This is a genomic window from Streptomyces sp. NPDC045022, from assembly GCF_056432605.1.
This window is the reverse complement of sequence record NZ_JBWKIR010000008.1, coordinates 259,300-271,482: the sequence shown is the minus strand read 5'-3', so window position 1 is coordinate 271,482 and position 12,183 is coordinate 259,300. Positions and strand designations below refer to the sequence as shown.

Genomic DNA, 12,183 nt, shown 5'->3' with positions numbered 1-12,183 from the left:
GGGACGCGTGCAGCCGACGCTACGCCGCCGCTCCGGACGGAAGCGGGGCTTCCGCTTCTTCCCTCGCGGCACTCATGCCACGCATGTCCCACACCTCACGAACGTACGCCATGCCACGGATGTCCCCGCTGTCACCCGTACGGGCCACGGGCTCTCCCTGGTGGCGTCCGATGGCGGAAGCTGTCAGATGTGACCCTCCGCGCCCGCACCGCCGTCCCACCGGGCCCGCCGCATGTCGAGTCGCGGCAGATGCCCTTCGGTGCCCCTGCCCGCCTCCTTCAGCGGCGTGCCCTCCGCGCGGTAGTGGTCGAGCGCGCGCAGTTCGTGCCCGGGCAGCAGCACGCCGTCGGCACGCACCACGCGCCACCACGGGACAGCGCCTCCGTAGAGAGCCATCACCCGGCCGACCTGGCGCGGGCCTCCCTCGACAAGCCATTCGGCGACATCGCCGTACGTCATGACCCGCCCCGGCGGAATCCGCTCGGCGACCTCGAGGACTCGCTCGGCGTACTCCGGCAGCGCGTCCGCGTACTCCTCGCGGGTCTCCTCGGCAGGCCTGTGCTCGCTCATTCGTCCCATCCTGCCGCACCCCACCGACATCGCGTGGCGGGCCGCAGGCACCGCCCCCCTCGCCCCGGGGCGGCGCTTCCGGCAGACTGTGCGCCCGCGCATCCACACCCTGGTGCCCGCGTGGGCCGGTGGGACATGCCACCATCGTGCGGGCGGTGACCGGTGATACGAGACCAAGAAGAGACCATGAAGCAGCAGGGCGTGCACCCCGAAGGCGTGGCGGGCACCCCTGACGCCGCCGCGCGCCCCGACACCGCCCGCGCGGGCGAGGGCGGGACCGGCGCGCACCAGGAAGACCCTGGTCCGCGCGAGAACCATCCCACGGACGCACGTGCGAAGGACGACGGCACGCGCGCGCGTGAGGGCAGTGACTCGGACGGCTCACGCGCGGGCGGCGGACCGGCGGATGCGGACCACGGCTCACGCGCGCGTGAGAGAGACGACGACGCAGGCGAGGGGGCGCACGTGCCGGAGAACCCGCGCCCCGACCACGGTCCGGGCGTCGGCGAGGACCCCCACGCGGAGGCGGTGGAGGGCGACGAACCGCTGCTCCCCGCGCGCGTGCACCGCCCCTCGGACCTCATGCGGCTCCTGGTGGGGGTGCTCGCCCTCGTCGTGCTGCTCGCGATCGCCGCGTTCGCGCACGGCACCACCTCGGGCCTCGAACAGGACATCAACAAGGGCACCGGCCAGGCCCCGGACCTGCTCATCAAGATCGCGGGACTGGCGTCCAGCATCGCGATCCTCCTGGTGCCGGTCGCCTTCGCGATCGAACGGCTGATCAAACGGGACGGGCTGCGCATCGCCGACGGCGTGCTGGCGGCCGTCCTCGCCCATGGAGTGACCCTCGCCACCGACCTGTGGGTCGCGCGGGCCGCCCCGGACTCGATCCAGGAGGCGCTCACCCAGCCCTCACCCGGCGACATCCACGCCCTGACCGACCCCGTGCACGGCTATCTGGCGCCCGTCATCGCCTACATGACGGCCGTCGGCATGTCCCGCCGCCCCAGATGGCGGGCGGTGCTGTGGATCGTGCTGCTGCTCGACGCGTTCTCCATGCTGGTCACCGGCTACACCACCCCCTTCTCGATCATCCTGACGGTCCTCATCGGCTGGACCATCGCCTACGGCACCCTGTACGCGGTCGGCTCCCCGAACGTCCGCCCCACCGGGCAGACCCTGATGGCGGGCCTCCGGCACGTCGGCTTCCACCCCCTCAGCGCCGCCCGCGAGGAGGTGATCGAGACGGAGAACGGCGATCGCGGCCGGCGCTACTTCGTCAACCTGGAGGACGGCCCGCCGCTGGACGTCACGGTCGTCGACCGGGAACAGCAGGCGCAGGGCTTCTTCTACCGCGCGTGGCGCAATCTGACCCTACGCGGCTTCGCCACCCGCTCCAGCCTCCAGTCGCTGCGGCAGGCGCTGGAGCAGGAGGCCCTGCTGGCGTACGCCGCGATCGCGGCCGGCGCCAACGCGCCCAAGCTCATCGCCACCTCCGAACTCGGCCCCGACGCGGTCATGCTCGTCTACGAGCACACCGGCGGGCGCACGCTGGACTCGCTGGCCGACGAGGACATCACGGACGAGTTGCTGCGCCACACCTGGCACCAGGTGCAGGCGCTGCAGTCGCGGCGCATCGCGCACCGCAGGCTGGCCGGTGACGCGATACTGGTGGATCGTTCCGGCAGGGTGATCCTCGCCGAACTGCGCGGCGGCGAGATCGCGGCCGGTGATCTGCTGCTGCGCATGGACGTCGCCCAGCTGGTCACCACGCTCGCCCTGCGGGTCGGCGCCGAGCGGGCCGTTGCCTCGGCGGTCGGTGTGCTCGGCCCGGACGCGGTCGCCGACTGCCTGCCGATGCTCCAGCCGATCGCGCTGACGCGTTCCACGCGCGCGACGCTGCGCCGGCTGGCCCGGGAGCGCGCCCAGCGCGAACGCGAGGCGGTGCTCGAGGCGTCCAGACAGGCCAAGGCGGTCCGCCCGGAGGAGGCGTCCGGGACGACGCCGCCCGTCCTCGAAAAGCCGGACAAGAAGACGGTCCGCGCCGAGCAGCGCGCGGAGAAGCGGGCCATCGACGAAGCCCTGGACGAGGCCCGTGAGGAGGACCTGCTCACGCAGATCCGGCACGAGGTGCTGCGGATCAGGCCCCAGGCGCCCGTCGAACCGGCCCGGCTGGAGCGGGTGCGGCCGCGCACGCTGATCAGCTTCATCGCCGGCGCCATCGGCGCGTACTACCTGCTCACCCAGCTCACCCACATCGAGTTCGGCAGGCTGTTCGCTCAGGCCCAGTGGGGCTGGGTGGCCGCGGCGGTGCTGTTCTCCGCCCTCAGCTACGTCGCCGCGGCGATGGCGCTGCTGGGGTTCGTGCCGGAGCGGGTGCCGTTCCCGAGGACCGTGGCGGCGCAGGTCGCCGGGTCCTTCGTGAAGATCGTGGCGCCCGCCGCTGTCGGCGGTGTGGCCCTCAACACGCGCTTCCTGCAGCGCGCGGGCGTGCGCCCAGGGCTCGCGGTGGCGAGCGTCGGCGCGTCCCAGCTGTTCGGGCTCGGCTGCCACATCCTGATGCTGCTGTCCTTCGGCTATCTGACGGGCACCGAGAAGACACCCTCGCTGTCGCCGTCCCGCACCGTCATCGCGGGTCTGCTGACCGTGGCGGTGCTGGTCCTGGTGGTGACCTCGGTGCCGTTCCTGCGGAAATTCGTCGTCACGCGCGTGAGGTCGCTGTTCGCCGGTGTCGTACCGCGCATGCTCGACGTGCTGCAGCGGCCGCAGAAACTCGTCACCGGCATCGGCGGCATGCTCCTGCTGACCGCCTGTTTCGTGATGTGCCTGGACGCCTCCATCCGCGCCTTCGGTGACGGTTCGGTCTCGCTGAGCATCGCCAGCGTCGCCGTCGTCTTCCTCGCCGGCAACGCGCTCGGCTCCGCGGCGCCCACCCCCGGTGGCGTGGGTGCGGTCGAGGCGACCCTGACCGTCGGCCTGATCGCCGTCGGCCTGCCCAAGGAGGTCGCCGCCCCGGCCGTCCTGCTGTTCCGGCTGCTGACCCTGTGGCTGCCGGTGCTGCCGGGCTGGCTGGCCTTCAACCACATGACCCGCAAGGGTGCCCTTTAGCCTCGGGCGATCGGGCAGGGCCGCGCGGGTTCCTCACCGGGCCGGATGCGGCGTACGCGGGGCGTACCTCGGACGGCCCGCGCCCCGCGCGCCCCGGCCCGCACGCCGCCAGGATGGAAGCATGGCGAACCCCTCCCGGCCGCGCGCCGCCCTGACCACCACCGCCGTGCTGCTGTCCGTCCTGCTGGCCGGCTGCGGAGACGGCGCGAAGGACGGGGACGTCACGACGCAGAAGCTGGACTGGAAGGACTGCCCGGCCCCGTCCGAGGCGGAGGGCGGCGGCGGCGCCCCGTCCCCGCTGCCGAACGGGACGAACTGGCAGTGCGCCACCATGAAAGCGCCCCTGGACTGGGCCAAGCCCAAGGGTGACACCATCGGCATCGCCCTGATCCGGGCCAAGGCCAGCGGCCCGGCGAACAGACGGATCGGTTCGCTCGTGTTCAACTTCGGCGGCCCCGGAGGCAGCGGCGTCGCCACACTGCCCGCCTTCGCCCAGGACTACGCCGCCCTGCGCACCCGATACGACCTGGTCAGCTTCGACCCGCGCGGGGTCGGCCGCAGCGCACCGGTGAAGTGCGAGAGCGACTCCCAGCTGGACGCCTACTTCCAGCAGGACGCGACGCCCGACGACAGCGCCGAGCGCGCCCAGTTCCTGAAGCGCACCCAGCAGTTCAACGCGGCCTGCGAGAAGAACTCCAAGAAGATCCTGCCGCATGTACGCACCACGGACGCGGCGCGCGACATGGACCTGATGCGCCGAGTCCTCGGGGACGCCACGCTGCACTACTTCGGCATCTCGTACGGCACCGAACTCGGCGGGGTGTACGCCCATCTGTTCCCCCGGCACGTCGGGCGGGCCGTCCTCGACGCCGTGGTGGACCCCACGCAGAGCCCCGAGCAGAGCGCCCTCGGACAGGCCAGGGGTTTCCAGCTCGCACTGGACAACTTCGCCGAGGACTGCACGTCGAAGACCACGCAATGCCCGATCGGGGACACCCCGCAGGACGTGAAGGACCGCATCGCGAAACTGCTGAAGAACCTGGAGACGAAGCCGATCCCCGGCGTCCTCCCGCGCCAGCTCACCCAGACCGCCGCGACCAACGGCATCGCGCAGTCCCTGTACTCGAAGGACTTCTGGGAGTACCTGACCGAAGGGCTGGAGCAGGCGTACGACGGTGACGGCAAGATCCTCATGCTGCTGTCCGACTCGATGAACGGCCGCGACGAGAACGGGGAGTACAGCAACATCACCGCGGCGAACGTCGCGATCAACTGCGCCGACGAGAAGCCTCGGTACAACGCGGACTTCGTCCAGGGGAAGCTGCCCGAGTTCCGCGCCGCCTCCCCGCTGTTCGGGGACTACCTGGCCTGGGGCATGGTCGGCTGCACCGACTGGGCCGTGCCGGGCGCCGCCGACCATCCCGACGTCAGCGCACCCGGATCGGCGCCCGTCCTCGTCGTCGGCAACACCGGTGACCCGGCCACCCCGTACGAAGGCGCGAAGAAGATGGTGGACGCGCTCGGCAAGGGTGTCGCCGTGGAGCTGACGTACAAGGGGCAGGGGCACGGGGCGTACGACAGCAAGAACAAGTGCGTGCAGAGCGCGGTGAACGGCTACCTGCTGGACGGAAAGGTGCCGAAGGACGGCACGGTCTGCACCTGACAGACCGTTACAGCCAGAGAAAACAGCAGGTCAGACGGTTATCCACAGGCCGCAACGGGATGGGCCCGGTGCGCCTACCATGGCCTGGACGCCCGGCGCGGCACGACGCGAAGGGCCCGTGAGGGGGGTGCGCATGAGGGGATTCCTGCGCTGGACGGCCGCCGTGGCCGCGGCGCTGCTGGTGGCCGGCTGCGGTGGTGGATCGTCGGACGGAAACGGGAACGAGGGCAAGGGGGAGGAAACGGCTCCCCCGTCGGCGTCCTCGGCGTCGGGGTCCTTGGCGTCACCGCCCTCCTCGGACCTTCCGGCCTCTCTCACCTCCCAGCGCCTCGACTGGCATCGCTGCGAGGCCACCGGGGGTGCCGCGGCGCCGGGCGACGACTTCAGGTGCGCGACGCTCAAGGTGCCGCTGGACTGGTCCGAACCGGACGGTGCGACGATCGGCCTCGCCCTGATCCGCGCCCAGGCGACCGGAGGCGACCGCATCGGCTCGTTGCTGTTCAACTTCGGTGGCCCCGGTGGCTCGGGCGTGTCGATGATGCCGTACTACGCGTCCACGGTCTCCTCGCTTCACGAGCGCTACGACCTGGTCAGCTGGGACCCGCGCGGGGTGGGGGCCAGCGAGGGCGTCCGCTGCCGCGCCGACCGGAAGATCGAGGCCGCCGAGGACGTGGACGCCACCCCGGACACCCCGGCCGAGGAGAAGGCGTACTTCCAGGACGCCGCCGACTTCGGCGAGGGCTGCGAGAAGGCCGCCGGCCGGCTGCTGGCCCATGTGTCCACCACCGACACCGCGCGCGACATGGACCTGATGCGCCAGGTCCTCGGTGACGCGCGAATGCACTACTTCGGCATCTCCTACGGCACCGAACTCGGCGGGGTGTACGCCCACTTGTTCCCGAAACGGGTGGGACGGCTGATCCTCGACGCGGTCGTGGACCCGACTGCGGGCACCGTGGGCCATGCCGAGAACCAGGCCCGGGGCTTCCAGCGGGCGCTGGACGACTATCTGAAGTCCACCGGGCAGGGCCCCGAGCAGGGCTCCCGGAAGATCGCGACCCTGCTCAAGCGGATCGACGCGCAACCGCTGCCGACGTCGTCCGGGCGGAAGCTGACCCAGACGCTCGCGGTCACCGGGATCGTCCTGCCGCTGTACAGCGAGTCCAGCTGGGCGCGGCTGACCGGTGCGCTCAAGTCGGCGGAGAAGGGCGACGGTTCGCAGCTTCTGGCACTTGCCGACGACTACAACGAGCGGGACTCCTCGGGCCACTACGGCACGACGTCCCACTCCCAGCGGGCCATATCGTGCCTGGACGACAAGGAGCGGCCGACGCTCACCGACACCAAGCGGCGGCTGGCGGAGTTCGAGCGGATCTCGCCCGTGTTCGGGGACTTCCTGGGCTGGGACACGGCCGGCTGGTGCCACGGCTGGCCGGTGCCGGGCCAGTTCGACACCCCGGAGGTCAGCGCACCCGGCGTGGCGCCGATCCTGCTGGTCGGCAACACCGGGGACCCGGCGACCCCGTACGAGGGCGCCCGCAGGATGGCCGACGAGCTGGGCAAGGGTGTCGGCGTCGAACTCACCTGGAAGGGCGAGGGTCACGGGGCGTACGGCAGCGGCAGCGACTGCGTCGACTCGGCGGTGAACGCCTACCTGCTGAAGGGCACGGTGCCGAAGGACGGCACGGTCTGCTCCTGACGCGACGGGGCCCCGGCCGCCTGCCCGTGACGCAGGTTGCCGTCGGCCCCACGGCAGCAAAAGGCCCACAGCTCTGAACGGGTCGGAGCCGTGGGCCTCTTCAGTCGTGCCGGTCGCTCGGCGGGGTGATCAGTAGACCGGCTTGGCCGGTTCGATCTGGTTGACCCAGCCGATGACGCCGCCGCCCACGTGGACGGCGTCGGAGAAGCCCGCGGACTTCAGGACCGCGAGGACTTCCGCACTGCGGACACCCGTCTTGCAGTGCAGGACGATCTTCTTGTCCTGCGGGAGGCTCTCCAGGGCGGTGCCCATGAGGAACTCGTTCTTCGGGATCAGCTTGGCGCCCGGGATGGAGACGATCTCGTACTCGTTCGGCTCGCGGACGTCGATGATCTCGATGCTCTCGCCGTCGTCGATCCACTCCTTGAGCTGCTTGGGAGTGATCGTGGAGTCGGCGGCCGCCGCCTGGGCCTCCTCGGAGACGACTCCGCAGAAGGCCTCGTAGTCGATCAGCTCGGTGACGGTCGGGTTCTCGCCGCACACCGCGCAGTCGGGGTCCTTGCGGACCTTGACCTGGCGGTACTGCATCTCCAGGGCGTCGTAGATCATCAGACGGCCGACCAGGGGCTCGCCGATGCCCGCGAGGAGCTTGATGGCCTCGTTGACCTGGATGGAGCCGATGGACGCGCACAGCACGCCCAGGACGCCGCCCTCGGCGCAGGAGGGGACCATGCCGGGGGGCGGGGGCTCCGGGTAGAGGCAGCGGTAGCAGGGGCCGTGCTCGGACCAGAAGACGGAGGCCTGGCCGTCGAAGCGGTAGATCGAGCCCCACACGTACGGCTTGTTCAGCAGCACGCAGGCGTCGTTGACCAGGTAACGGGTGGCGAAGTTGTCGGTGCCGTCGACGATCAGGTCGTACTGGCTGAAGATGTCCATCACGTTGTCGGCTTCCAGCCGCTCCTCGTGAAGGATCACGTTCACGTACGGGTTGATGCCGAGCACACTGTCACGCGCGGACGCGGCCTTGGAACGACCGATGTCGGACTGGCTGTGAATGATCTGGCGCTGCAGGTTCGACTCGTCGACCTCGTCGAACTCCACGATGCCAAGGGTGCCCACACCCGCGGCGGCCAGGTACATCAGCGCCGGCGAGCCCAGGCCGCCGGCACCCACACAGAGCACCTTGGCGTTCTTCAGCCGCTTCTGCCCGTCCATCCCGACGTCAGGGATGATCAGGTGGCGGGAGTACCGGCGGACCTCGTCTACGGTGAGCTCAGAAGCTGGCTCGACCAGGGGTGGCAGCGACACGGGAACTCCGTTGGTCGGTCAATCACTACAGTTGTTCTCCTCGTAACACTGCCATGGCCTTCTTCATTCCGAGACACCCGTTCCGACCCGCGAGACGACATCGTCCCAGTACCCGGGCATCGTCTCCCACGGGTCGGTGCGCCCGCCGCGGTCGGTGTGGTCCGTGAAGTAGATCGTCGCCGCTCCCTGCCAGCGCGCGATGCGCAGCGCCTCGTCCAGGTGGCCGTGCGGCACGCCGTGGACGAAGTGGCAGAAGCGGTCGGGCGGGTAGTCGGCGGTCCACTCGGCGACCTGCGACCAGCGGTAGTCGGACCAGGAGCCGGAGAAGGTCACCAGCTGGTCCGCGTGCTCGGCATAGCCCGGGTCCGGATGGCTGCCGTGGCCGAGGACGATGTGGGTGCGGTCGCTGATCGCCCGGAGCGAGGTGATGGCGCGGCGGACGCCGGGGAGCGCGGTGCGCTCGGCGGGGCAGCGGTCCAGCAGGAAGCCGTCGACCCGGTACCAGTCGAGGTAGCGGTGGACGTCGCCGAGAAGGTCACCGAGGACGCGGGCGCCGTGGTCGAGGTTCAGGTGGCCGAGGACGCGGACGTCCGCGTTGCGCAGCCGGCCCGCGGCTTCCAGGCAGTGCGGGTCGGGGCGGGTGCCGGGGCCGGCGGCCACGTCGAGGACCACCCAGTCCAGCGGGGTTCCCGGGCGGGCGAGTTCGGTCCACTGGGTGGGAGCGACGAGCGGGTGGGCGTAACCGGGGATGCCGAGGGCGGTGCGGACGCCGGTGCTCGTGACGCCCGCCGTGGTGCTGGTCAGATGCGGCATGCCGCCTCCATCCAGATGTCTGCCAGTGATTCCTCGAGGTTGATCCGGGGCCGCCAGCCGAGCCGGTCGCGTGCGGTGCGCACGTCGGCCTGCTGCCAGCTGCCGCAGCCGTCGGGGTACGGGTACGCGACCGGGGCCATGTGGTCGGAGTCGGCGCGCGGGTGGCCGATGGTGCCGCGCAGGGCGCCGGGTGGGGCGTCCAGCTCATGCAGGGCGCCGCCGTATCCGGCCACGCGGGCGAGGACCGCGGCGGCGTCGCGGAGGCGGACGGCGCGGCCGGAACCGATGTTGATGACGCCCTGCGCGGCGGAGAGCGAGGCGGCGTGCACGGCGCGGGCGACGTCGCGTACGTCCACGAAGTCGCGCTGGACGCCGAGCCCGCCGAGCTTGAGTTCGCCGTCGCCGGACTGCATGGCGCGGCGCATGGCCTCGGCGAGGCGGCCGAGCGGGGAACCGGCCGGGGTGCCGGGTCCGGCGGGCGAGAAGACGCGCAGCACGACGGCGTCGAGGCCGGAGCCGAGGACCAGTTCGGTGGCGGCGAGTTTACTGACGCCGTACGGGCCGCCGGGGCGCGGTACGGCGTCCTCGGCCGTGGAGGATCCGGGCTGGCTCGGACCGTACTCGGAGCCGCAGCCGATCTGCACCAGGCGGGCACCGCAGCCGCTGCGCCGCAGGGCCTCGCAGACGGTGGCGACGGCGACGGTGTTGTGCCGGGTGAGTTCGCGGGCACCGCCCCGGGTGGCGCCGGCGCAGTTGATGACGACTCCGGGGTGCACCGCGTCGAGGAAGCGGGTGAGCGCGCCCGGGCTGCCGGTGGCGAGGTCGAAGCGGACGTCGGCGTCGTCGCCGCGGCCGAGCGCGGTGAGCTGGACGGCCGGGTCGGCCAGCAGGCGGTCGGCGACGAAGCGGCCGATGTATCCGTTGGCTCCGATCAGCAGGACCCTCATCGGGCGGCTCCCGGGGTGTGCGCGCCGGTGGAACCGGCCGGTGCGAAGGCTCCTGCGGCCGCTCCGGCGGTTCCGGCGGCTCCGGACGCTCCGGGTCGGGAGGTGGTCATCTGGTGTTCTCCTTCAAGGGGGTGGTGCGGGTGCCTTCGTCGGCGGGCCGGGCACCGGTGGCCGTCGCCCGGTGCTGTCGGGCGCTCCGGGCGGATGGCGGGGGGCACGGGTCGGGCCGGTGGCGGAGGGGTCACTCGGGTGCTCCCGTGGGTGCGTGGGCCGAGGCCTGGGTGAGGGTGCGGACGGCGTGCAGCAGCAGGGCCAGGGCCGCGGCGCCGCAGGCGAGGGCGGGGACGGCGGCCGCGCCCCAGGCGTTCACGAGGGTCTGCGCGGGGGCCGCGAGGAAGGCACAACCGGGCAACCGGGCAGTCAGCGGCAGGGCGAGGACCGCCGCCTCCGTGGACGCCGCGGCGCCGAGGGCGAGGGCGGGGGCGTGCCGGTGGCGGTGCAGGTTGAGCAGGCGGGCTAGCAGGAGCAGGGCGCCCAGGGTGAGGGCCTGCGGGTAGGCCGCGGGTTCGTGCAGGGCGGTGCCGCACAGCAGGAGCAGTGCCGTGAGCGCGCCGAGGAACAGCGTGAACGTGCCGAGCAGCAGCGGTTTCGCGGCCGACGTGAAGTCCTCCAGGTCCCGGCTGCGTGCGAGCCTGCGGCGGGCGCCGGTGGTGAGCAGGTGGGCGCACCAGGCAGCGGGGGCGCAGGCCAGCGTGAGGGCCAGGGCGGGCGCGGCGGTGGTGGGCCAGGGGCCGTCCGTGGTTCCGGTGGGCAGGGCGTCGGGGCCACCCGTCACGACGGCGTCGAGCAGACCGTCGCCCAAGAGGGCATAGCCCAGCAGCCAGAGCGTCCACGCGCGCGTGCCGCTCGCCCTGCTCCACGCGCGCGTGCCGGGCGGGCCGGCCAAGGGGCCGCGACGCAGTGCCGTGCGGGTGGCCAGAGCGACGGCGAGGAGGCCACCGAGGGCCACCAGCAGGCGGGGCTGTCCGTGGGTGAGCCGCAGAGCCGCGACGGTGGCCGCGCCGAGGGCGCCGGGCAGGAGGGTGAGCAGGACCCAGCCGGCGCGATCGCGGGACACGGGCAGGGACTCGGACTCCGGCCGCGGATCTCCGTCGCGCGGCACACGCGCGTACAGCTCCTCGGCCAGCGAGAACACGTCCCGGTGCCGGAAGCGGGCGGCGGTCCGGTCGGTGACCCCGTGCGCCTCCAGCCCGGCCGCGATCTCCAGCGGGTCCACGGCCCGCTCACACAGCTCACGGTGCCGGTGCAGCAGCGCTTTCACCGGGTCCCCGGCCCCGCGCCGTGCTGCGGCGGTACGCCTCTCACCGGACTCCGGTGTCGCTACGACACCTGCGGCGGCCGACCCGGTGCCGTGCCCGCCGGACTGCTCGCCGGGCCCGACGGCACCGAGCCCGGAGGCCGGCGGCGCTGACCCGCGGGGTGGCCTTGCCTGGGGCGACGCCGCCGACCGGGGGGTGATCCCCGAGAGCAGCGACGCCGACGGCCGGGGTGGGACGCTCACCGAGGGCGACGACACCGACGAGAGCGCGTCGCTCGCAGAGGCCGACGGCACCGACGCCGGCATATCTTCCGCGAAGCCCGACGGCACCGACGCCGGCATGTCTTCCGCGAAGGCCGACGGCCTCGACGCCAGCGCCCCACCCACGGAAACCGACGGCACCGACGGACCGGCGACGCTCGCGTAAGCCGACGGCACCGACGGACCAGCGCCACCCACGGAAGCCGACGGCACCGACGGACCGGCGACGCTCGCAGGGGACGACTGCGCCGCAGTGCCGGAGCCGTCCGCCGAGCGCTCGGTGGGCGAGTCGGGCTCGCCGCTCGTCCCACTCCCCAGCCACTCCCCCGACCGCGCGTGCCACGGGTCGGCGCCGCTGGGCATCCCCGGCCGGTCAAGTCCGCCCGCCTCGCCCAAGGCATGACCGCCGGCACCAAGGGGCTGATGACCACCGGTCGCTCCGTCCGCCTCGCCCACGGCACGACCGCCGCCGCCGCCGAGGTACTGGTACGTGACA

General features: G+C 72.4%; 9 protein-coding genes. 4 read left to right on the top strand and 5 right to left on the bottom strand.

From position 1 onward, the window contains the following. Positions 1-183 precede the first annotated feature (183 nt). Positions 184-570 (bottom strand): MGMT family protein, encoded by a 387-nt coding sequence (locus tag AC07C1_RS17435; protein WP_478939859.1) that lies wholly within the window; start codon positions 568-570, stop codon positions 184-186. A gap of 186 nt (positions 571-756) precedes the next feature. Here AC07C1_RS17435 and AC07C1_RS17430 point away from each other — a divergent pair, with 186 nt between their 5' ends. The 3 genes from AC07C1_RS17430 (at position 757) to AC07C1_RS17420 (ending at position 7,040) form a co-directional block, all read left to right on the top strand. Continuing rightward, positions 757-3,678, top strand: coding sequence for a lysylphosphatidylglycerol synthase domain-containing protein (locus tag AC07C1_RS17430; protein ID WP_478939857.1), 2,922 nt, complete (start codon positions 757-759; stop codon positions 3,676-3,678). 121 nt (positions 3,679-3,799) lie between these two features. Further along, entirely contained in the window at positions 3,800-5,341 is a 1,542-nt protein-coding gene (locus AC07C1_RS17425; RefSeq protein ID WP_478939855.1) for an alpha/beta hydrolase, read from the top strand. 133 nt (positions 5,342-5,474) lie between these two features. Continuing rightward, positions 5,475-7,040 (top strand): alpha/beta hydrolase, encoded by a 1,566-nt coding sequence (locus AC07C1_RS17420; protein ID WP_478939853.1) that lies wholly within the window; start codon positions 5,475-5,477, stop codon positions 7,038-7,040. A gap of 129 nt (positions 7,041-7,169) precedes the next feature. Here AC07C1_RS17420 and moeZ read toward each other — a convergent pair whose 3' ends face one another. The 4 genes from moeZ to AC07C1_RS17400 form a co-directional block, all read right to left on the bottom strand. Beyond that, complete coding sequence (gene moeZ / locus AC07C1_RS17415) at positions 7,170-8,348, bottom strand: adenylyltransferase/sulfurtransferase MoeZ (protein ID WP_478939851.1); 1,179 nt, start codon at positions 8,346-8,348, stop codon at positions 7,170-7,172. A 63-nt stretch (positions 8,349-8,411) separates the two neighbouring features. Next, positions 8,412-9,161: a spherulation-specific family 4 protein gene (locus tag AC07C1_RS17410; RefSeq protein WP_478939849.1), complete on the bottom strand. Its 750-nt coding sequence runs from the start codon at positions 9,159-9,161 to the stop codon at positions 8,412-8,414. After that, positions 9,149-10,108 (bottom strand): NAD-dependent epimerase/dehydratase family protein, encoded by a 960-nt coding sequence (locus tag AC07C1_RS17405; protein ID WP_478939847.1) that lies wholly within the window; start codon positions 10,106-10,108, stop codon positions 9,149-9,151. The genes AC07C1_RS17410 and AC07C1_RS17405 overlap by 13 nt, the downstream gene beginning before the upstream one ends. A 241-nt stretch (positions 10,109-10,349) precedes the next feature. Continuing rightward, positions 10,350-11,429: a hypothetical protein gene (locus AC07C1_RS17400; RefSeq protein WP_478939846.1), complete on the bottom strand. Its 1,080-nt coding sequence runs from the start codon at positions 11,427-11,429 to the stop codon at positions 10,350-10,352. A 193-nt stretch (positions 11,430-11,622) separates the two neighbouring features. Here AC07C1_RS17400 and AC07C1_RS17395 point away from each other — a divergent pair, with 193 nt between their 5' ends. Further along, positions 11,623-11,853, top strand: coding sequence for a hypothetical protein (locus tag AC07C1_RS17395; protein ID WP_478939845.1), 231 nt, complete (start codon positions 11,623-11,625; stop codon positions 11,851-11,853). Positions 11,854-12,183: the final 330 nt, after the last annotated feature.

Coding starts and splice junctions, on each gene's coding strand:
- AC07C1_RS17410 (WP_478939849.1), bottom strand. CDS start 9,161: ATGCCGCATCTGACCAGCACCACGGCGGGCGTCACGAGCACCGGCGTC.
- AC07C1_RS17425 (WP_478939855.1), top strand. CDS start 3,800: ATGGCGAACCCCTCCCGGCCGCGCGCCGCCCTGACCACCACCGCCGTG.
- AC07C1_RS17420 (WP_478939853.1), top strand. CDS start 5,475: ATGAGGGGATTCCTGCGCTGGACGGCCGCCGTGGCCGCGGCGCTGCTG.
- AC07C1_RS17430 (WP_478939857.1), top strand. CDS start 757: ATGAAGCAGCAGGGCGTGCACCCCGAAGGCGTGGCGGGCACCCCTGAC.
- AC07C1_RS17405 (WP_478939847.1), bottom strand. CDS start 10,108: ATGAGGGTCCTGCTGATCGGAGCCAACGGATACATCGGCCGCTTCGTC.
- AC07C1_RS17435 (WP_478939859.1), bottom strand. CDS start 570: ATGAGCGAGCACAGGCCTGCCGAGGAGACCCGCGAGGAGTACGCGGAC.